Source organism: Alloscardovia macacae (genome assembly GCF_002259705.1).
GTDB lineage: Bacteria > Actinomycetota > Actinomycetes > Actinomycetales > Bifidobacteriaceae > Alloscardovia > Alloscardovia macacae.
Map to the genome: position 1 here is coordinate 198,297 of NZ_MWWT01000005.1, position 22,959 is coordinate 221,255.

Annotated in this window: 13 protein-coding genes; all 13 read left to right on the forward strand. The window is 56.4% G+C overall.

The features are described from left to right. Nucleotides 1-67 precede the first annotated feature (67 nt). The 13 genes from ileS to ALMA_RS03690 all read left to right on the forward strand — a co-directional run bounded on the left by ileS (nucleotide 68) and on the right by ALMA_RS03690 (nucleotide 22,913). Nucleotides 68-3,397, forward strand: a complete 3,330-nt coding sequence (ileS, locus tag ALMA_RS03630) for an isoleucine--tRNA ligase (protein ID WP_094726404.1) — start codon at nucleotides 68-70, stop codon at nucleotides 3,395-3,397. 309 nt (nucleotides 3,398-3,706) lie between these two features. Continuing rightward, nucleotides 3,707-6,061: a type I pullulanase gene (gene pulA, locus ALMA_RS03635; RefSeq protein WP_094726405.1), complete on the forward strand. Its 2,355-nt coding sequence runs from the start codon at nucleotides 3,707-3,709 to the stop codon at nucleotides 6,059-6,061. Nucleotides 6,062-6,219: 158 nt separating this feature from the next. Further along, nucleotides 6,220-8,160, forward strand: coding sequence for a 1,4-alpha-glucan branching protein GlgB (glgB, locus tag ALMA_RS03640; RefSeq protein ID WP_094726406.1), 1,941 nt, complete (start codon nucleotides 6,220-6,222; stop codon nucleotides 8,158-8,160). Between the two features lie 63 nt (nucleotides 8,161-8,223). Beyond that, the gene (locus ALMA_RS03645) at nucleotides 8,224-9,447 is read left to right on the forward strand and encodes a glucose-1-phosphate adenylyltransferase (protein WP_094726407.1); all 1,224 of its coding nucleotides are present in this window, start codon (nucleotides 8,224-8,226) and stop codon (nucleotides 9,445-9,447) included. Further along, complete coding sequence (gene glgD / locus ALMA_RS03650) at nucleotides 9,437-10,642, forward strand: glucose-1-phosphate adenylyltransferase subunit GlgD (RefSeq protein ID WP_094726408.1); 1,206 nt, start codon at nucleotides 9,437-9,439, stop codon at nucleotides 10,640-10,642. Before ALMA_RS03645 ends, glgD begins: the two co-directional genes overlap by 11 nt. Next, complete coding sequence (gene glgA, locus ALMA_RS03655) at nucleotides 10,639-12,075, forward strand: glycogen synthase GlgA (RefSeq protein WP_094726409.1); 1,437 nt, start codon at nucleotides 10,639-10,641, stop codon at nucleotides 12,073-12,075. Before glgD ends, glgA begins: the two co-directional genes overlap by 4 nt. Before the next feature lie 81 nt (nucleotides 12,076-12,156). Beyond that, the gene (locus tag ALMA_RS03660) at nucleotides 12,157-14,592 is read left to right on the forward strand and encodes a glycogen/starch/alpha-glucan phosphorylase (RefSeq protein ID WP_244568852.1); all 2,436 of its coding nucleotides are present in this window, start codon (nucleotides 12,157-12,159) and stop codon (nucleotides 14,590-14,592) included. Between the two features lie 82 nt (nucleotides 14,593-14,674). Next, complete coding sequence (pth, locus tag ALMA_RS03665; protein ID WP_094726639.1) at nucleotides 14,675-15,274, forward strand: aminoacyl-tRNA hydrolase; 600 nt, start codon at nucleotides 14,675-14,677, stop codon at nucleotides 15,272-15,274. Further along, nucleotides 15,264-18,773, forward strand: a complete 3,510-nt coding sequence (mfd, locus tag ALMA_RS03670) for a transcription-repair coupling factor (RefSeq protein ID WP_094726410.1) — start codon at nucleotides 15,264-15,266, stop codon at nucleotides 18,771-18,773. Before pth ends, mfd begins: the two co-directional genes overlap by 11 nt. A gap of 88 nt (nucleotides 18,774-18,861) precedes the next feature. Beyond that, nucleotides 18,862-20,160 carry a phosphopyruvate hydratase gene (gene eno / locus ALMA_RS03675; protein WP_086106251.1) on the forward strand — a complete coding sequence of 433 codons (1,299 nt, stop codon included), beginning with the start codon at nucleotides 18,862-18,864 and terminating at the stop codon, nucleotides 20,158-20,160. A 506-nt stretch (nucleotides 20,161-20,666) separates the two neighbouring features. Then, nucleotides 20,667-21,236, forward strand: coding sequence for an FtsB family cell division protein (locus ALMA_RS08140; protein ID WP_158520651.1), 570 nt, complete (start codon nucleotides 20,667-20,669; stop codon nucleotides 21,234-21,236). A gap of 22 nt (nucleotides 21,237-21,258) precedes the next feature. Next, nucleotides 21,259-21,819: a DUF501 domain-containing protein gene (locus ALMA_RS03685; RefSeq protein WP_094726412.1), complete on the forward strand. Its 561-nt coding sequence runs from the start codon at nucleotides 21,259-21,261 to the stop codon at nucleotides 21,817-21,819. 23 nt (nucleotides 21,820-21,842) lie between these two features. Then, nucleotides 21,843-22,913, forward strand: coding sequence for a Ppx/GppA phosphatase family protein (locus tag ALMA_RS03690; RefSeq protein ID WP_094726413.1), 1,071 nt, complete (start codon nucleotides 21,843-21,845; stop codon nucleotides 22,911-22,913). Nucleotides 22,914-22,959: the final 46 nt, after the last annotated feature.

Sequence of the window (22,959 nt, forward strand, 5' to 3'; positions counted from 1 at the left end):
CCTACCGAGCAGCACATCGTCCTCACGTGAAAATCCAGAAACACACATTTCACGAGAGGTAAAGCGCATGACTAATCGCGTTTATCCGAAGGCAGTAACGGATAAGTCTTTCGAGACCGTTACGCCGAGCCCGAATTTCCCTGCTATGGAAGAGTCTGTCCTGAAGTACTGGGACGTCGACGACACTTTCCAGCGCTCCATCGCGCAGCGTGACAGCGGGAATGCGAACGACGAGTTCGTCTTCTTTGATGGCCCTCCATTCGCGAACGGCCTTCCTCATTATGGTCATCTTCTCACAGGATATGCGAAGGACGTCATCCCTCGCTTCCAGACCATGAAGGGAAAGAAAGTAAATCGCGTCTTCGGCTGGGACACCCATGGTCTTCCAGCGGAGCTCGAAGCGGAGAAGGAGCTGGGCATCACGAATAAGTCCCAGATCGACGAGATGGGCATTAAGGCCTTTAATGAGGCCTGCCGCCGCTCCGTGCTGAAGTACACGCAGGAGTGGAAGGATTACATCCACCGCCAGGCGCGCTGGGTGGACTTTGATAATGGCTACAAGACCCTGAACACCTCGTACATGGAGTCTGTCATCTGGGCCTTTAAGCAGCTTTATGATCGTGACCTGGCCTACCAGGGCTACCGCGTGCTTCCATACTGCTGGAAGGACGAGACTCCTCTGTCTGCTCACGAGCTGCGCATGGATGCAGACGTGTACCAGGACCGCCAGGATAACACGCTGTCTGTGGCTATGAAGATGCGTGATGAAGACGCGTATGCCGTCATCTGGACCACTACGCCATGGACTATTCCGAATAACCTCGCCATCGTCGTGGGCGCGGACATCGACTATGTCCTCGTCGAGCCGAAGGAAGGTAAGTTCGCTGGAAAGAAGCTGTACTTCGCGAAAGCCCTCGTCCAGAACTTCGCTAAGGAACTTGGCGAAGACTACGCAGTGCTGAAGGAGCTGAAGGGCTCTGACCTCGTCGGCCGCCGCTACTACCCAGCCTTCGACTACTTCGAAGACGGTCACCTCACCGACCCAGAAGGAAAGCCGAACGAAGACACGAATGCATTCACCATCTACACGGCTGATTACGTGGGCACGACCGAAGGTACGGGCCTCGTACACCAGGCTGTCTACGGTGAAGATGATATTAACACGCTGAACGCGCACCGCGTGCGCACTCTGGATTATCTCGACGAGCATGCGCGCTTCCTGGACATCATCCCAGACTACGCGGGTATGCAGGTCTTCGATGCGAACATGCCTATTACGCGTGACCTGCGTGCAGGTTCGGGTCCGCTCGAGCGCGTGCCAGAAGAAAACCGCGCCTTCATCGTGCAGGAAAAGTCCCACGTGCACAGCTATCCACACTGCTGGCGCTGCGGTAACCCGCTCATCTATAAGCCAGTGTCCTCCTGGTTCGTGTCCGTCACGAAGATTAAGGAGCGCCTGCTCGAGCTGAACCAGCAGATTAACTGGATTCCTGGAAATGTGAAGGACGGACAGTTCGGTAAGTGGCTGGAGAATGCTCGTGACTGGTCTATCTCGCGTAACCGCTACTGGGGTAGCCCTATTCCTGTGTGGGTTTCGGATGATCCGAAGTACCCTCACGTGGACGTCTATGGTTCTCTCGAAGAGCTGAAGCGTGACTTCGGCCGCTATCCGACCGATGATAAGGGTGAAGTGAACCTGCATCGCCCATGGATAGACGAGCTGACTCGTCCAAACCCTGCCGATCCTACCGGTAAGTCCCACATGCGCCGCATCGAGGACGTGCTGGACTGCTGGTTCGAGTCGGGCTCTATGCCGTTCGCACAGTTCCACTATCCATTCGAGAATAAGGATTACTTCGAAGAGCACATGCCGTCGGACTTCGTGGTGGAGTACATCGGTCAGACGCGTGGCTGGTTCTACCTCATGCTCGTTATGAACGGTGCTCTCTTCGATAAGATTCCGTTTAAGAATGTCATGTGCCATGGTATCGTGCTCGGTGATGACGGTCAGAAGATGTCGAAGCATCTGCATAACTATCCAGATGTGAATGGTGTCTTTAACGAGTATGGTTCGGATGCGATGCGCTGGTTCCTCATGAGCTCGCCTATACTGCGTGGTGGTAACCTCATCGTGACTGCAGATGGCATCCGTGACACTGTCCGCCAGATCATGCTTCCTGTGTGGTCCACGTATTACTTCTTCAGCCTGTATGCGAACGCTGCCCACGAAGGGCACGGTTACGATGCGCGTATGGTCCGGGCTCAGGAAGTGCATGAATTGCCACATATGGACAGATACCTTCTGGCGCGTACCCGCACGCTCGTCGAGCAGACGGAAAAGCATCTGAGCGAGTATGCCATCGCGGAAGCCTGCGCAAGCGTGGCCGACTACATCGACCTGCTGACGAACTGGTACGTGCGTAACTCGCGCGACCGCTTCTGGAACGAGGACGAGAACGCGTTTAACACGCTGTATACCGCGCTCGAGGTGCTCACGCGCGTGCTGGCGCCGCTCGCTCCTATGGAGGCGGAGACGGTCTGGCGCGGTCTGACGGGCGGCGAGAGCGTCCATCTGGCGGACTGGCCGTTCCTTGTGGACGCGGAAAGCGAGAAGGCGACGGACCTCGGCGACGTACTGAAGGCAGACGACGAACTCGTGCGCACGATGGATAAGGTGCGCGAGGTCGTCTCGAACACGCTCGGCCTGCGTAAGGTGCAGAAGATTCGCGTACGCCAGCCGCTCGCGAACCTGACCGTCGTGGCGGAGAACGTGGACGCCGTCTCCGAGTATGAGGAGCTGCTCAAGTCCGAGCTGAACGTGAAGAACGTGACGTATACGACGCTCGAAAACGCGGGCGAGCACGGTCTGAGCGTAGTGAACGAGCTGCGTGTGAATGCGCGTGCGGCGGGTCCTCGCCTCGGAAAGAACGTGCAGTTCGCCATTCGCGCGTCGAAGTCCGGCGCGTGGCATGTGGGCGAGGACGGCATGCCGGTGGTGGATGTGCCGGGTGCTGAGGGCGGTATAGCGCTCGTGGACGGCGAGTTCGAGCTGATTTCCCGCGTGGAGGCTTCTGGTTCTGAGGCTGGCGCTCAGGATTCTGGTGCGTCGTGCGCGCTGCCGACGGGCGGCTTCGTTCTGCTCGACACCGCTCTGACCGACGACTTGCTGGCTGAGGGCTACGCGCGCGACGCGATTCGTTCCGTGCAGGATGCCCGTAAGGCTGCTGGGCTGGACATCGCCGACCGCATCGAGCTGACGCTGACCGCGCCTGCTGCGGATGCGGCGAAGCTCGAGCAGTTCTCTGAGCTGATTAGCGCTGAGACCTTGTCAATTTCCTTCTCTGTCGTGCCTGATGATGCGGCGACCGAGCTGGGAGTCGAGGTGAAGAAGGCGTAGGTGTGGGGAAGCGTAGAGGCGCGGGGCTGGTCCTGAAGCCCGTGATTCTCTCGATTCTCTAGGCAGGGGGTCTTCGTGAGGTGCCTGAGGGTGCTGTCGCGAAGACCCTTTTGCATTTCGGCCCATTCAGGTCTCGGGGATGGTGGGGCTCCTGTACAGAGATGTGTGCAATCATGCGGATGTGTCCGCTGTGTGGCTTGTACCCTCTGAGGGGCGGTGGGCAGAAATGCAAAAGCATTTCCGAGCCCACTCTTCACGAGCCGCGGGTATGCTAGAAGGGTAGTGCTGTGAGGCAGGAATGGGGGAAATATGGTGAGTGTATCTGCTGAGACATGGCCACAGTCCTGTGTGCCGTGGAGCGACGGAGAGAATATTCTCACCTTAAGAATCCATTACCATGCGTCATCTCGAGAAGAATTGGATGTCCGCGCATCCATCTGGGCGTGGCGCGACTCGGAGGATGAGGGGAAGGAGTTATCTTTCGAGCAGAGCCACACTAGCGGTTTTCTCTATGAGGCCATCATTTCTTCAAGAGACACCCACATAAACTTCCTCCTCAAAAGCCCAGACTTCACCCAGACCTCCCCGGACTACCGTGTGAAGCTGCGCCAGGATATCCCTGTGACCGACGTGTGGCTCGTCGAAGGGGATGAGACGCTCTACTATTCTCCCCGTGCTGCACGCACGAGCCCGAACTACACAGCTCCACACGCTGACCCCCACGCATTCGACATGGTCCGAAATGCAAAAAGCTTTGATGAGACCTACGCCTTCGACGGTTGGCTCGGCGTGCGCACCGACGCGAGGCAGAACAGCGACCGTAACGCCCACGCCACCGCCCACTTCCGCCTCTGGGCGCCCACGGCTCTGGACGTGGATCTTCTTCTCTTCGAATCCGCAGAAGATGGCGCTCCTCTCGAGAGGATAGTTCCGATGAGAAGAGCAGGGGAGATTGGCAGTAAAGGCGTGTGGGAAGCGAGCGCGCAGATTAGAAAAAACCAGGCCTACGCATACAGCCTGCAGCATACGGACGGCGCGCGCGTGCGGACGGTGGACCCGTATGCGCACGCGTGTACGGCGGACGGCATGCGCGGGGTCGTCGTTGCGAATGCTTCGCCCGCGCCATCTCCCGCCCCGTGGCGCCTCGATAATCCGAACCGCGCGGTTATCTGCGAGCTGCACGTGCGCGATTTTACTATCTCGCACACGTCCGGCGTTCCTCGCGCGCTCCGAGGCACCTACCTCGGCGCCTGTGAGCGCGGCACAGTGAACAGTTTCGGCGACGCGACGGGCCTCGACTACCTCGTGCAGCAGGGGCTCACGCACGTGCAGCTCATGCCGGTGGCGCGGCGCGTGCACCATCATCTGTCGAAAAACACAGTTCAGTATAATTGGGGTTATGATCCGCTGCATTATATGATGCCGGAGAACATTTATGCCGCCGACCCGTCTGATCCGCTCGCCCCGCTCCGTGAGCTGAAGCACCTGATAGCACAGTTCCATGAGGCGGGTCTGGGCGTGGTGCTGGATGTGGTGTTTAATCATACGTTTTCGAGCGCCACGCATCCGTTCCAGCTGACGGTGCCGGATTATTTTTACCGTCTGGACCCCGTTACAGGCGAGCCGTGCGATGGATCAGGCTGCGGGAATGAGGTGGCCAGCGAGCGTGCCATGGTGCGCCGCTACATCGTGGATACGGTGCTGTACTGGGCTCGCGAGTATGGCGTGGATGGTTTCCGTTTCGACCTCATGGGCTTGCTGGACGTGGAGACGATGCGCGAGGTACGGCGTGCGCTCGACGACCTCGATCCGCGTATCCTCGTGTATGGCGAGGGCTGGGATATGGGCACCGCGCTCGCGCCGGCTGATCGCGCTATGAAGGCGAACGCGGGGCTCGTGCCGCGCGTGGGCTTCTTTAACGATGACGTGCGTGACGCGGTGAAGGGCGGGGAGGTCTTTGGCGAGCTGAAGCGCGGTTTTGTTTCGGGTGCGCCTACGGAAGGCGTTCTGGCGAAGTGCGTGCTCGGCAGTGACGAGCTGAGCGGGTATAGTACTCCGTCTCAGGTGGTCAATTATATCGATGCGCATGATAACTACACTCTGCGAGACTTGCTCACTGCGGTGGATGGCTCTGACAGTCCAGAAAAACGCGAGCTGGCGAATGCTCTGAACCTCGTCATGCAAGGTGTGTGTTTTATGCATCTGGGACAGGAGTTCGGCCGCACGAAGGTGGTGGGTTCTGGTGAGCAAGTGCAGCGCGTAGCCATGAACAGCTATAACGCGCCAGATAGTGTGAACCGCATAAACTGGGATCTCGTCAGTGAAAACGAGCACAGTGTAGACCTCGTGCGCCAGCTTATACAGATGAAAACGGCTGGGGAGTTCTTTTCCTTCGAAAGCTTCGAGGATATCCGCGCGCATGTGTACGTGTGGTCTGCTCTGGACGGGACAGGCATCCTCGGATTCGATGTGACGAACACCCAGCGAGATACGACGTACCGCATCGTGGCTACGACGGTGGATGTGCCGGAAGAAAATGTGCTGAAGGATATGCCGGATGCGCGCGTGATTTTCACGAATAATTCGTGGGACGCGCAGAAGAATGAGTGCATCCCGCCGTGTTCTTTAGTGATATTCGAAGAAATGCACGAGAATTCGTTTTAGTAAATTCATTTTACTAAAACCAGCTTGCGGGAAGCGCATGATTTCAGGATAAAGAATTTGTTTTCTAAAAAACTAAATACTGAGAAGTTCTAGGCGTTTCTAGGGTGTGCAGGATATACTAGAAGAGGAGAGATTCATAAGAGCAGGTAGGTGGCATTATGGATAATGGAGAAGCTCTACGTACTTTCGGTACGGGGGAGAATTTTCATGCGCAGCATTACTTCGGGTATCACGGAGTAGAGCGGGAAGGTGAGCGCGGCTATGTGTTCAGGGTCTGGGCCCCGCATGCGCGCAGTGTGGCGCTCATCGGGGATTTTACAAACTGGCAGGAAAAAGCCATGCCTATGGCTCGCAACGTCGCGGGAGTGTGGGAACTTTTCACGAGTGTGCCTGAAGAAGGGCAGCGATATAAGTATCTCATCGAGCGTGCAGATGGTTCACGAGTAGAAAAGATAGATCCTTTCGCCTTTTATCTCGAGCCACGTCCAGGCACAGCAGCTATCCTCACTCAGTATCAGGAGAAAAAGTGGACGGATAGTCTGTGGATGGGCAGACGCAAGCGTTTCGGATTCCGGGAGCGTCCAGTAAATATCTACGAAGTTCATGCGGGATCCTGGAAAACACACGAGGATGGCACGCCGTACACCTTTGCAGAGCTGAAAGATACGCTGATTCCATACTTGACGCAGATGCACTACACGCATGTGGAATTCATGCCACTCATGGCGCATCCACTCGGAATGAGCTGGGGATACCAGCTCATGGGGTACTTTGCGTTCGAACACACGTATGGTACACCACGCGAGTTCCAGGACTTCGTAGATGAATGCCATAGGCAGAACATCGGTGTGATAGTAGACTGGGTGCCAGGTCATTTTACGCGAAATGATGACGCGCTCGCGTACTATGACGGTACGCCGACCTTCGAGTATGAAGATCCGAACCGCGCAGAAAACCGTGGCTGGGGAGCCCTGAACTTTGATCTCGGGAAGAACCAGGTCCAGTCCTTCCTCATATCCAGTGCTCTGTTCTGGATAGAGTACTACCATCTCGATGGCATCCGAGTAGATGCGGTCAGTAATATGATTTACCGAAACTACGACCAGGGGCCGTGGACGCCGAATAAGGATGGTGGTACGCGAGACTACGAAGGCTTCTCCTTCCTGCAGAAGCTGAATACTGTGGTGAAGGGTGAGCATCCTGACGTCATGATGATAGCCGAAGAAAGCTCCAGTGAGACGAAAGTGACTGGTCCAGTAGAATGGGATGCTCTCGGCTTCGACTATAAGTGGAACATGGGCTGGATGAATGACATCTTGAAGTTCTACGAGGAAGACCCTATCTACCGCAAGTATGACTTTAACCTCGTCACCTTCAGCTTTATGTATGCCTTTGCGGAGAACTTCATCCTGCCATTCTCTCATGATGAGGTGGTCCACGGGAAGAAAAGCCTCATGCATAAGATGTGGGGAGACAGGTATAACCAGTTCGCAGGTCTGAGAAGCCTTCTGACGTACCAGATGTGCCATCCAGGAAAGAAGCTCCTGTTTATGGGCAGCGAGTATGGCCAGTTCCTCGAGTGGAAGTATGACCATGGGCTCGAATGGGACAGCCTGAACGACCCGATGAATAAAGCCATGCAGGACTTTATTGCACAGCTCAATGCCTTCTATAAAGAGCATTCTGCTCTATGGAAGATAGAGGACGGCTTCGAAGGTCTCGACGTGGTAGATGCGGATAATACAGACGAAAGTATCCTCAGTTTTATCCGAAAGAATGATAAAGGAGAGCTTCTGCTCTGCGTCTTTAACATGGTGCCGGTGGAACGTCGTGGCTTTACGGTGGGCGTTCCTGTAGCAGGCGAGTGGGAAGAAGTGTGGAACACGGAGCTGAAAGAGTACGGCGGAGTATGGGAGACTACGAATCCACTCACGCATACGCAGCAGGATGACTGGAAGGACTATGAGCACACGCTCACTTTCACCGCTCCGGCTCTCGGTGCGAGCATATGGAAGCTGAAACGCAGGGATCCGCGCACGGCGATGAAGAAGCGAAAACCGAAGGCGAAGGAAGAATTGACCACACAAGAACACAAATAGGGGATAACAGGAACGGCGGGAGTCTCGAGGACGAAGCTCCCGCCCCTGAACAGGGAGAAAACTATGAAGACAGAACTTTTAGCGCTCATCCTCGCCGGCGGACAGGGGTCGCGCCTCGGCAAGCTGACGCAGCACATCGCGAAGCCTGCCGTGCAGTTCGGAGGACGCTACCGGATTATAGACTTCGCACTGTCGAACTGCGCGAACTCGGGCGTGCGAAACGTGGGTGTCATCACTCAGTATCAGCCGCTCGCGCTGAATGAGCACATAGGAAACGGATCGAGCTGGGGTCTGAACGGCGTAGACTCGGGCGTCTCCATCCTCCAGCCATACTCGGCGACGGAAGGAAACAGGTGGTTCCAGGGAACGAGCCATGCGGTGTACCAGAACATCGACTACATCGACAGGATCGACCCGGAATACGTGCTCATCCTTTCCGGAGACCACATTTATAAGATGGATTATGATGACATGCTCAGCCATCATAAGGAAAACCATGCGTCGCTGACCGTGGCAGTCATCGACGTGCCGCTCGAGGAAGCCTCGCGTTTCGGAATCATGAATACGGACTCGAACGGGCGCATTATGGAATTCGAGGAAAAGCCAGCGCACCCGAAGTCCACGAAAGCCTCCATGGGCATCTACATCTTCACATGGTCGCGCCTGCGCGAACTGCTTGTGAACGCGGATAAGAACGGCGTGGATATGCTCGACTTCGGAAAGAACGTCATCCCGGCGTACCTGAAGTCAGACGAACGCGTGTACACGTATGATTTCGAGGGATACTGGAAGGATGTGGGTACCATCGACTCGCTGTGGGAAGCGAATATGGAGTACATCGGCGAAGATAACCTCCTGCATAGCCGCGACCGCAAGTGGAAGATCTACTCGAAGAATCTCATCTCGCCGCCGCACTTCATCGACGGGCATGCGCGCGTGCATGACTCGCTCGTGGTGGACGGCTGCTTCATCAGTGGAGATGTGATTCACTCCATCCTGTCTACGAATGTGCAGGTAAAGGACGGGGCAGTGGTGGAAGACTCATTCATTATGAGCGGCGCCATCATCGGCCAGGGGGCGCATGTGCGGCGCGCTATCGTGGGAGAAAATGCAGTCATAGGAGATGGAGTGGTCATCGACGGGAATGTATGCGGCGTCGATGGGCAGAATGCAGATGGCGCCCCAGCTGGTACGCCATCCGCTGCTCCAGTCGCTGGCGTAGCCAGTATGCCAGAAGTTCAGGTCGTGGGCCATAACGAGATAGTAGGAGTTCCTGATGAAGCTTGATAAATACACAGCCATACTGGGAAATACCATCGGCTACCCAGACATGGAAGGCCTCACTGACAGGAGGCCGCTGGCGAGCCTGCCGTTCGATGCGAAGTACCGTCTCATCGACTTCCAGCTCTCCAGCCTCGCGAATGCTGGCATTCATAGTATCTATGGTCTCTTCCAGCGTGATAATACGTCCTCTATCTTCGACCACGTGCGTTCGGGCCGTGAGTGGGGACTGGATTCGCTTCTGAGCCACTGGTACCTCGGCTTCTATAACACGAAGTATAACGACCATACCACGGACCGCGCCTACTATGAGCAGCTGCTTACCTTCCTCAAGCGTTCAGGAAGTGACCGTACGGTGTATATGGGCTGCGACATGCTGTGTAACATCGATATCCGGCAGGTCATCCGCCTGGCAGAGCGTGCCCATAGTCCTATGACGGTGGTGTATAAGCGCGTTCCAGCCAGTATGGTCACTCCTGCGAATGAAGTGCTCGAAGTGTCTGCGGATGATGAAGTGATAGGGAAGGGAACGCTGCCTGAGTACCGCGCGGGGCTCGCCGGAGTAGACATCTCGCCGGACACGTCTACTGGACTAGCGCACGAGTTCGCCGACCCAGACGAGCTCATCAGCATGTCCGCAGACATCTATGTGCTTGAGACGAACTGGCTCATCGCTCAGATGGAAGAGGAAGTAAAGAACGAGCATCCTCGAAAGCTACGTTTCCTCTTACGCAGCCTTCTCGAAGAGCATCGCGCGCTCGCCTTCGGATATACGGGGTATCTGGCGAACATTACGTCCGTGAAGTCCTACTTCGACGCGAATATGGATATGCTTGAGCCGGAACACTTCTACTCGCTGCTCTACTCGAACCAAAAGGTGTATACGAAAGTGAAGAATGAGGAGTCTACCTACTTCTCGCCTGAGTGTGAGATAGAGGACTCTCAGTTCGCTTCAGGAAGCATCATTAAAGGCCGAGTGAAAAAGTCGATTATATCGCGCAGCTGTCATGTAGATGAGGACAGCTTCGTGTGCCACTCCATCGCTTTCTCGAAAGTACATGTGGGTTCTGGGGCGCGTGTAGAGTACGCTGTTCTCGACAAGAACGTGGTCATCCAGCCGGGAGTAACGGTGAAGGGCACGCCAGAAAAGCCGCTCGTTATTACGAAGGGAAGCATCGTAGAGGAGGATATTATTCGATGAAAGTATTATATGCTGCTGCTGAAGGCTCTCCCTTCGCGAAGGTAGGAGGGCTCGGAGACGTCATCGGTGCGCTGCCGAAATCCTTAGCTGCGCGCGGTCACGAGGTAGCTGTGGTCCTGCCGTACTACGACCAGATAGCCATGCGCTACGGCCATGAGATGACAGACGTGACGCACTGGACCGTGCGCGTGGGCTGGCGCCAGGAGTATGCGGGCGTGAAAAAACTAAGCATGGGCCCAGTGACGTTCTACTTCATCGATAATGAGCACTACTTCTTCCGCGGCCACGTGTACGGGGACTGGGATGATGGCGAGCGCTTCGCCTTCTTCCAGCAAGCTGTGCTCGAGATGATGGAACGCGTGGACTTCATCCCCGATGTCCTCCATGTGAATGACTACCATACGGCTATGATTCCGTTCCTCCTGAAAGAAAAATACCGCTGGATTCATGCCTACGAGCACATTCGCACGGTCCTTACCATCCATAACCTTCAGTTCCAGGGCCAGTATGATGCAGGCATGCTCCCTGAGCTTTTCGGCATGGGCACCGAGCGTTTCGACGATGGCACGGTCCGCTGGAATAATGCGCTGAACTGGCTGAAAGCGGGTATCCTCTATGCTGACCGCATTACCACCGTCTCTCCGACGTATGCGCGTGAGATTATGACGCCGGACTTCGGCTGTGGCCTCGACCAAGTGCTGCGTATGGAAGAAGGAAAGCTTTCGGGCATTACGAATGGCATCGATACTGAGCTTTTCGACCCAGCCACAGATATACATATCCCGTACGCGTTCTCTGTAGAACAGAACCGTGACGGGAAGGAGAAGAATAAGAAAGCTCTGCAGGAGCGCTGTGGACTGCCTGTACGCGAGGATGTGCCGCTGTTCGGCATAGTCTCGCGGCTCACGGATCAGAAGGGTTTCGGCCTCGTGGTGTCGGAGCTGAGCTCTCTGCTGCAGCAGGACATCCAGCTCGTGGTCCTCGGTACGGGGGACTCGCGCTATGAGGAAGCTTTCCGATGGTTTGCCGACCAGTATCCGGATAAAGTGAGCGCACATATCACGTTTAATCTCGAGCTCGCGCAGCAGATTTACGCGGGAACGGATGGCTTCCTCATGCCGAGTGCGTTCGAGCCGTGTGGGCTCTCTCAGATGATGGCCATGCGTTACGGCAGCGTGCCGGTCGTGCATGAGGTGGGAGGACTTCGCGATACCGTCGAGCCGTATAACGAGTTCGCACAGACGGGCACAGGATTCGGCTTCGGGGAGTTTAGGGGCTACTGGCTTACACAGACCGTGCTGAAGTTCCTTGAGGTGTACCGAGATCATCCGGACGAGTTCGAGGCTCTGCAGACACGTGCTATGTCTGCAGACTTCTCCTGGGATAGTGCGTGTGAAAGGTATGAGCAGCTCTACGCACAGATGAGCATGTAAAAGAGAAAATTGGGATAAAATGTGTCAGGCGGCGCGCATAAGCGAGCGCCGTCTGACGCATGTCTACTAAGAGGGGTACACATGGAGCAGACCATGGAACTGACCACGGATCAATTCATCCGCGACTTCGAACAGACCTTTAACGAGCAGCAGCAGACGCTCTTACAGAACGCGACGCCCACCGAGCTCTTCCTCGCGCTCGCACACACCATACGGCAGTACTACACGCCTATGTGGCTCGAACGGAACGAAAGCCTGAGTGCGCGCCAGGAGAAGATAGCGTACTACTTTTCTATAGAATTCCTTCCGGGCCGTATGCTTGAGACGAACCTGCTGAACCTCGGCATCCTCGACACGGTGAAGGAAGGCTTCACGCAGCTGGGCCTCGACTTTACCGCGGTGAAGAATGCCGAGCACGACATGGCTCTCGGAAACGGAGGACTCGGACGCCTGGCAGCAGCCTTCATGGACTCGCTGGCTACGACGGGATACGCGGGCTTCGGAAACGGTCTGCGCTATAAGTATGGCCTCTTTAAGCAGCGCATCGTAGACGGATACCAGGTAGAGCTGCCGGATGCATGGTTCGGGTCGCTGGGAAACGTGTGGGAGACGCGAAAAGACCATGACGCGGTGAATGTCCGCTTCTTCGGAAACGTATACATGGCAGACGCAGGCGAGGGGAAGCTGAAGCCTGTATACAGTAATGCGCAGGTTCTGCGAGCTGTGCCATATGATGTGCCTCAGCTGGGATATAAGAACGGCGTGGTGAATAATCTGCGCTTGTGGGATGTAGAGATTCCTGAAGAATATGAGCTGAACTATCCGACCATCGCCGACCGTCGTCGCGTGGAAGACATCACTGCGGTGCTTTACCCGGATGACTCCACGGAGGAGGGAAAGAAACTGCGGCTCATGCAGGAGTACTTCATGACCTCCGCTGGCCTGCAGACCATCGTGAAATCCTACCTGAAGATGGGGCTGCCGCTGGAGAAAATCTACGAAAAGGTCAGTGTCCACATTAATGACACACATCCAGCCGTGGCGCCAGCAGAATTCATGCGCATCCTCATCGACGACTACGGTATGGAGTGGGATGCTGCGTGGAACGCCACCACGAAGGTGATGAGCTACACGAATCACACCATCCTGTCCGAGGCGCTCGAAAAGTGGAGCACGGGGCTCTTCTCCTTCGTGCTGCCACGCGTCTTCCAGATTATCGTAGAGATAGATAACCGCTACATGGCACAGATGGGTGCGCAGGGCGCGGATTATGCTCGCGTGGAAAATACGCGCATCGTGCGTAACGGTCAGGTGCATATGGCACACCTGGCCATCATCGGTGGACATAGTGTAAACGGTGTAGCGCAGATCCACACCGAGCTGCTGAAAGAAGACACGCTGCGCGACTTCTATGCGCTGACTCCAGAAAAGTTTAATAATAAGACAAATGGCATCGTCCAGCGCCGTTGGACGCAGATAGCCGCTCCGGTACTCAGCCAGACCATCGACAAGTGGATAGGCTTCGAGTGGCGAAATGACATCCACGCCCTGCGTGCTCTGAATGATGTGGTGGATAATCCGCGCGCCCAGAATGACTTCTGGGAGGTCAAGCAGCTGGCGAAAAAGCGCCTGGCAGACTACATCGAAGAAACTACGGGCGTACACGTCTCCACCGATGCCATCTTCGACGTCCAGGTCAAGCGCCTCCATGCCTATAAGCGTCAGCTGCTGAACGTGATGCACATCATCAAGCTGTACTGGGACATAAAAGATAACCCTGAAGGGGACTTCACGCCACGCGTCTTCATCTTCGGCGCGAAGGCGGCTCCGGGCTACCACTTCGCGAAGTCCATCATTAAGGTCATTAACGAACTGGCGAATCTCATTAATAATGACCCGGAGATAGGCGATAAGCTGAAAGTGGTATTCCTGGAAAACTACCGCGTCAGCCTCGCCGAGCTCATCATCCCAGCGGCAAATGTCTCCGAGCAGATATCGCTGGCCTCGAAGGAAGCCTCCGGAACGTCGAACATGAAGTTCATGATGACGGGCGCAGTGACCATGGCTACTCTCGATGGTGCGAACATCGAGATCCGCGACGAAGTGGGCGAGGAGAACATCGTCATCTTCGGTATGACGAAGGATGAAGTGTACCACCACTACGAAACGCACGATTATAATGCGCGCTACCTCTACGACACCGACCCGGTGCTGCACCGCGTTATAAACACCTTCGTGGACGGGACTATCCCGCGCTGCCAGTCCGAAGGCAGTGAGATCTTTGACGCGCTCGTGACCTATAACGACGAGTACTTCCTGCTCGAAGACTTCCAGTCCTACGTTGCGGCTCAGGCACGTGTCTCGGCGCTCTACCGTGACCGCGAGCGCTGGATGCATATGAGCATGATGAACATAGCAAACTCGGATAAGTTCACCTCGGATGACACTATCCGTCAGTACGCTGAGGAGATCTGGCATCTGAGCCTTCCACACGCCGGGCGGCATCGCGCAGCCTAGGAAGGTGTGAGCCTGACTTCCGTCCTCCCACGTATGCTTGTAACCAGATACAGAACTGGACATGCAGACGTGGGAGGACATTATGGCATCAGATTTTTGGCTCATCGTAGGTCTCGGAAACCCGGGAAAGAAGTATGAGGGCACGCGGCATAACATGGGTTTTATGGCCGCGGACGTGCTCGCCGAGCGCTGGGGTGTGACGCTCAGCGATCATAAGGGCCTGGCCATGCTGGGTAAGGGCGTCATGAACCTGTCTGGTCGCTCCTTTAAATTCTTCCTCGCTAAGCCGCTGACCTTCATGAATGATTCGGGGAATGCCGTCGCATCGATTTGCGCGTATTATTCTATCGATCCGAGCCACGTCATCGTTCTGCATGATGACATGGACCTGGACTTCGGCCGCATGAAGGTGAAGGCTGGCGGTTCTGCCGGCGGGCATAACGGCATTAAGTCCATCGACCGTTCGCTCGGTACGCCGCAGTATGCGCGCGTGCGGCTCGGCGTGGGGCATGCGGCGCGTGGTGCGCATGCGCATGAGAATACGGTAAACTGGGTGCTTGGCGGTTTTAGTCCGGCGCAGAAGAAGGAGCTGGACGCGTTCCTCATGGATGGCGCGGATGCTGCTGAGATGCTGCTGACGGACGGCCTGCAGCGCACGCAGGAGAAGTTTAATGGCCGATAGATTCAGCTTATACGGCACGCTTTCTGAGCTCGGCGCCGCGTTCGCGAGTGCGCCGAGCGTCGCGCGCCTGCTTTCTGAGGTCAATTCTTCCTCTTCCATTAGTGCGCTTCCCGGCACGCGAGCAGCGCTCGAAGCGCAGCTCGCCACTTCTTCTGACGGGGCTCCTGTGGTGGTGGTCGTCTCCTCGGGGCGTCAGGCAGTGCAGACTGCTGAGGAGATTCGCTCGTGGTATGCCGGATCTCCTGAAGATGTGGCCGTGCTGGACTCCTGGGAGACCCTGCCCCACGAGCGTCTGAGTCCTCGAGCGGACACGGTGGCGCGCCGTATGGCAGTCTTTCGCCGTCTGGCTCATCCGGATGTGAGTATTCCTGCTCTCGGTCCTATCCGGGTCCTCGTTATGCCTGTGCGTTCGCTTATCCAGCCTATCGTTTCTGGAGTGCAGGATATAGAGCCGCTTATCTTTAGGCGTGGGGAAGAACTCGCTATGGAGGATGCCATAGAGCGTCTCATCGAGCATGCGTATACGCGCTCGGAGCTCGTTATGGACCGTGGTGAATTCGCCGTACGTGGCGGCATCCTGGACGTCTTTCCCCCTACAGCGCCCCATCCTGTGCGCATCGACTTCTTCGGTGATGAGATAGATGAGATTCATGAGTTTCACGCCTCAGACCAGCGTACCTATGGCGAGGGGCTTGAGAGCATCTGGGCTACGGCGTGCCGTGAGATTCCACTCACATCTGAGGTGCGTGAGCGTGCGCGCTCATTAGTAGGGCAGATAGATAACGCTGAGGATATGCTCTCGTCCATAGTCGAAGGCATTCCTGTGGAAGGCATGGAGTCTCTTATCCCTGCTCTCATCGATGATGTGGTTCCTGTCTCCTCGCTCTTACCAGCAGGCTGCCTGGTCCTCATTCACGATGAGGAGCGAATCCGCCGCGCTGCCGAAGACTTGAATAAGACAGCGCAGGAGTTCCTCGCAGCCAGCTGGCATGTGGCAGCTACGGGGGGAGCTTCTCGCGTGCCTATCAGCTTCGATAAAGCGAGCTTCCTGGACCTCGATGATGTCCTCGGCAGCTTTGAGCACGTGTGGATGCTCACCGAGTTTAGTGGTGAAGAGAACATCCAGGCCACTCTTCCAGAAGAATATAGGGGAGATGAAGCACGTACGAGTCAGGGCATTCGCGCTCTGCAGGAGGACGGCCTGCGCGTGGTCATCACCAGTGCGGCTACCGGTACCCTCGCACGCCTTCAGCGTATCCTCGCGCAGACAGATGCGGATGGCAGTGCTCTGGAATTCGTGCTGTCCCACGTGGAACAGGGATTCGTGTTAAGAGAAGGGGGAATTGCCCTTCTGACAGAAAAAGACATAACCGGCCACTCGTCTGTCGCTGCGCAAACGCGTACGCCGTCCAAGCGCCGCAAAGCCATCGATCTCGTGGAACTCAAGCCGGGAGACTTCGTGGTCCACGAGCAGCACGGCATAGGACGCTTCGTGGAGCTGCAGCAGCGCATGGTGGGCCTCGGAAACGCGCAGAGCCAGCGCGAATACGTGGTCCTCGAATACGCGCCGAGCAAGCGGGGAGCGCCAGCGGATAAGCTCTTCGTGCCGGCTGACCAGCTCGACCAGCTCAGCAAATACATCGGCGCAGAGATGCCGAAACTGAACAAACTCGGCGGCTCGGACTGGGCACAGACGAAGGCGAAAGCGCGAAACAAGGTGAAGGAGATAGCGCAGGATCTCGTCGCACTTTACTCGGCACGTCAGCGTACCCGAGGTTTCGCGTACAGTCCAGACACGCCATGGCAGCGCGAGCTCGAAGAGGCCTTCCCATACCAGGAGACGCCAGACCAGCTCACCACCATCGACGAGGTGAAACGCGACATGGAAAAACCGGTGCCGATGGATCGCCTCATCTGCGGTGACGTGGGCTTCGGAAAGACGGAGATAGCCATACGCGCGGCCTTTAAAGCAGTGCAGGACTCGAAACAGGTGGCCGTCCTCGTGCCGACCACTCTGCTCGCCCAGCAGCACTATGATACCTTCAGCGCACGCTATGACGGTTTCCCGGTGAAAGTGGCGCTCATGAGCCGCTTCCAGAGCGCGAAAGAGATTAAGCAAACCATCGCGGACATCGAGTCCGGAGTGGTGGACGTGGTCATCGGCACGCATAAACTGCTGAATCCTGCCATAAAGTTTAAGGACCTCGGCCTCGTTATCATCGACGAAGAGCAGCGCTTTGGTGTGGAGCATAAGGAGACGCTGAAGGCTCTGCGCACGAATGTGGACGTGCTGTCCCTGTCCGCTACGCCTATCCCACGCACGCTGGAGATGAGCATCACGGGACTCCGTGAGATGTCCACTCTGGCCACGCCTCCAGAAGACCGCCTGCCCGTGCTCACCTACGTGGGCGCGTATGAGGATGCCCAGGTGGTGGCGGCGGTGCGCCGTGAAATCCTGCGTGAAGGACAGGTCTTCTTCGTACATAACCGTGTGCAGGACATCACGCGCACGGCTGAGCATATCCGCGAGCTCATTCCAGAGGCGCAGGTGGCTGTGGCACACGGGAAAATGAGCGAAAAGCAGCTCGATACAGTTATTCAGGGATTCTGGAACCGCGAGATAGACGTGCTGGTGTGTACCACCATCGTGGAGACAGGGCTGGATATCTCGAATGCGAATACACTCATCGTGGATAGGGCAGACCGTTTCGGACTCTCGCAGCTGCATCAGCTGCGCGGGCGCGTGGGGCGTGGGCGCGAGCGTGCGTACGCGTACTTCCTGTACGACCCAGCAAAGGCCATGACGCAGGCGGCGCATGACCGCCTGAGCACCATAGCGCAGAATACCCAGCTGGGAGCGGGCTACGATGTGGCCATGAAAGACCTCGAACTGCGTGGAACGGGTAATCTTCTGGGCGGTGAGCAGTCCGGTCACATCGAAGGCGTGGGCTTCGACCTGTACGTGCGGATGGTATCCGAGGCAGTGCAGGAGTATAAGGATACTGGGGGCTCGCAGAGCCAGCAGAGTGTGACGGTGAGTATAGATCTGCCGGTAGAAGCATCCATACCGAGCAGCTATATCGACTCGGATAAACTGCGCCTGGAAGCCTACCGAAAGATAGCCGCCGCGCGCACGGAAGAGGAGTTCGACGAGATCCGCAGCGAGCTGACGGATAGGTATGGGCAGCCGCCGCACGAGCTGGGAGTACTCTTCGACGTGGCGCGTCTGCGTGCGCGTGCGCGAGCGTTGGGAGTAACAGACCTCATCGCTCAGGGAAAGAACATCCGTGTGGTGGGGATCGACCCTCAGGACTCTGTCATGATGCGGCTCAAACGCATCTATAAGACTGTGCAGTACCGTCCGGTTCTTCACACGCTCATTATCCCAGCGCCATTCCAGGGGACGCTCGGGCAGCCAGCTATGGGCACAGATGAGGTACTGCGCTGGACTCGCGAGCTGCTCGAAGATCTCGAGTGGAAGCAGACGGGGGCGCGGTAGGTAGTTTGTGTCGTGTCGCGCACGTCATTTCGTCCATAAAAACTATTATTCTGGTGAGTGAAATCACAACCTAGGTAAAGGAGTAGTTGTGTCCGCTATCGAAAGTGTATATGCACGTCAAATTCTTGACTCCCGCGGAAACCCGACCGTCGAGGTCGTTCTCACCACTGAGTTCGGCACTGTAGGTAAGGGTCTGGTTCCTTCTGGTGCTTCAACGGGTGAAGCAGAAGCATGGGAGCGTCGCGATGGCGACAAGTCCGTGTACATGGGTAAGGGCGTTCTCGATGCAGTGAAGGCTGTAAACGAGGTCATCGCACCTGCAGTCATCGGCATGGACGTCACCGATCAGCGTTCTCTGGACGCTACCATGATCGAGCTCGACGGCACTGCGAATAAGGGTAAGCTCGGTGCGAACGCCATCCTCGGCGTCTCCCTGGCAGCTATCTACGCAGCAGCTGAAGAGTCTGAGCAGCCACTGTACCGTTACCTCGGTGGTACGAACGGTCACATCCTGCCAGTGCCAAACATGAACATCATGAACGGTGGCGCACACGCTGACTTCGCTACCGACATCCAGGAGTACATGATTTCTCCTTACGGTTTCGAAACCTACAGCGAAGCTCTGCGCGCAGGTGTCGAGGTCTACCACACTCTGAAGAATGTTCTGAAGAAGGAAGGCCTGGCTACTGGTCTGGGTGACGAAGGTGGCTTCGCTCCTAAGATGAAGTCGAACGAGGATTCCCTCAAGTACATCATGAGCGCTATCGAAGCTGCAGGCTATGAGCCAGGAAAGCAGATCGGTATCTCCCTCGACGTGGCATCCTCCGAGTTCTTTAACAAGGAAACCGGTAAGTATCGTTTCGACGGCGAAGAGCGCGAAGCAGCATACATGCTCGACTACTATGAGAACCTCATTAACGAGTATCCTATCGTCTCCATCGAAGATCCATTCCAGGAAGAAGGATGGGAAGACTGGGCTGCTATCACCGCACGCCTCGGCGACCGCCTCCAGTTCGTGGGTGATGACCTGCTCGTAACGAACCCAGCACGTCTGGCTAAGGGCATCGAGCTCGGTGCAGCAAACTCCCTGCTGGTAAAGCTGAACCAGATCGGTACCGTAACCGAGACTCTCGACGCTATCGAGCTGGCTACGAAGAACGGCTTCACCTCCATGGTCTCCCACCGTTCCGGTGAGACTTCGGATACCACCATCTCTGATCTCGCAGTGGCGAAGAACACCGGCCAGATCAAGACTGGTGCTCCAGCACGCGGTGAGCGCATCGCTAAGTATAACCGCCTCATCGAGATCGAGGAAGAGCTTGGCTCGAACGCTCAGTATGCAGGATACTCTGCATTCAAGGCATGCAAGAAGTACATCGCTAAGTAAGTACTTGCTTTTCGATGCTCATCTTTGCGCGTGAGCTCCTGAGGTGAGAACCGGCTCGGATTTTCCGCTTCGGATTTTCTGCTTCGGATTTTCACCTCGGACACGCTGGAAAGTTCAGATACCCACTACGCTCAGGGGCGGGAATGTAGTTTCCCGTCGAGCGTGGTGGGTATTTTTTAAGTATGGCAGACCGAACTCGTAGACATCCTTCTTCTCCACGCTCTTCTTCTCAGCGGTCCTTTGAGCGGTCCTCTGAGCGGTTCTCTCAGGCTCCTCGAAGCGCGCACAGCGGACGGAGTGTACCGAAGTCGAGCATGCAGGCACAGGGAATGAGGCGTAACGCCAGCACGGGCCGTAATGCAAGCAGGGGGCATAACGCTGGTGAAACACATAAAGTGCGAGATGAATTACGCGCTATCCACCGTTCTACAAGTCAGGAGCATGGCCGGTATAATGGGCATTCTTCCCGTTCTGCTCGCAAGGAGTCGGGAGCTGGATGGCCTAGGATGTCTGGGCATAGTGGCTCGCGCAGTGCCTCGAGGACAGGGGCGCAAGCTACTACCCGAGCTACGGCAGGAGCATCGCGGCAGGGAAGTGTTTTCTTCATCGTCGGCGTCATTATCCTGCTGATAGCTCTCCTGAATATTACGCTCGTTTTACGGAGCTACGCGCAAAACGTGGGGCAGCTAAATGCAGTGAAGAATCAGGAAGCTCAGCTTATCCAGCAGAAGGCGGACCTCGAGAATGATATCCAGCGCTGGTCGGATGATGCCTATGTGACAGCGCAAGCGCGCCAGCGTCTCGGATTTATTTACCCTGGAGAACGTAGCGTTCTCGTGAAAAACGCGCCGAAGGATGCTCAGTCGGATGCTGCACGAAAAACTACAGTAGATACGAAGCCTAAGCTGCCATGGTATACGGAGCTTCTGTATTCCATAGAGAACACGGACCAGGCAGAGAAAATAGGCTCAGAAGATGTTCAGAGTGAACAGGCTGCGCATGCGCAGACCGGACAGGGCATGAGCTCACAGAACGCGAACTCGCAGAACGCGAACTCGCAGACCTCTCAAAACTAATCACACGTCAAAGGATCCCTCTATGTGGCCACAGCACAGGTATACGACGGCGAGCGCTCTCGTCGATGAATTTATGGCACACCCAGCTACAGATGAAGACATAGCAGCCGTAGGAGCGCAGCTCGGACGCTTTCCACGTGGTATGGTGGCTGTGGGAGCCAGGTGCGTGTGCGGACAGCCACTGACCACAGTGACGCGCCCTCTCGTCGAAGGAAAGATTCCTTTTCCTACGACGTTTTATCTCACACATCCTGGCGCGACGAAAGCTATCTCTCATGTGGAAGCCGCAGGGCGTCTTACTGAACTGACAGAGCAGCTGAGCGAGGATGAAGAGCTTGCTGCAGGATACCAGCGCGCGCATGAGGCGTATCTGGCGGTGCGAAATGAGCTGGCTGAACGTCTCTCAGACTCTCAGGAGCATATCCAGGGCATTACAGCTGGAGGCATGCCTGAGCGCGTGAAATGCCTGCACGCAGTCCTAGCACAGACTCTGGCTATGGGCCCTGGAGTAAATCCTGTGGGAGACCTTATCCTGGGGGAGATCAGCGATGAGTTCGACCCGAATGTATGCCGCTGCCAGTGATAATACGCCAGAAAGAAGATAGCATGACTACTGTGGCAGGAATAGACTGCGGCACGAATTCGATACGCTTGATGATAGCGCGAACTTCTCAAGGAGCCTCAGCAGAAACTTCAGCACAAACCTCTGTACACCGAGAAAACCGAGAAAACCGCGAGACCACCGAGAATCTCGAGATTCTCGTCCCGCGCATCATGAGGGTCGTGCGCCTCGGCGAGGGAGTGGATGTTCATCATGCTTTCAGCCAGGCAGCGCTCGAACGTGTGTATGCTGCTATCGATGAGTTTGCTGCCATCATCGCTGAGCATCAGGTGGATGTAGTGCGTTTCGTCGCGACGAGTGCCACCCGCGATGCGTCGAACCGGGCACAGTTCGAAGAGTATGTGCATGATAAGCTCGGCGTGTATCCGGATGTCATTTCAGGACAGGAGGAGGCGAGGCTGAGCTTTCTCGGAGCGCTCAGTGCGCTGCAGTCGTCCGCGATGGTCCAGTCTGAGCAGCCTTCCTACCCGTACCTCGTCGTAGATCTCGGTGGTGGTTCTACAGAACTCGTCCTCGGTGGCTCTACTGCGCACACGGCTACTGAGGTGCAGTCTGCGTACTCCATGCAGGTGGGCTCAGTGCGCATGAGTGAGCGGTATCACCTCGAGGATGCTCCCTCGGAAGAGTCTATCGAAGCGGCCGCGCACGACATCGATATATGCTTGGCAGAGGCGTCCCGCGTGGTAGACCTTAGTCAGGTGCGTACCATCGTCGGCGTTTCCGGCACGGTGACGACCATGTCCGCTCTGGCGCTTGGACAGAGCGAGTACCGTCAGGATGCTGTGGATGGTGCTGTGCTGGACATCGATGCGGTGGATGCAGTGAATCAGCGCGTCGTGCGCATGGCGAGGTCTGAGCGCGACACGCTGAGTGTCGTTCATCCGGGCCGGCGTGACGTCATCGGAGCGGGTGCGCTCGTCTGGTCGCGCGTTCTGGCTGCTGTGCGTGCAGCGGCTGGCGAGCGGGGAACGCGCCTGGATACGTTTATCGCGAGTGAGCACGGTTTGCTCGACGGCATCGTTCGGGATTTGCTGCAGAGGTCAATTTCTGCATGATGGACGCGCATTCGCGTTTTTCGGCAGAATGTGGCATAATCGTAAC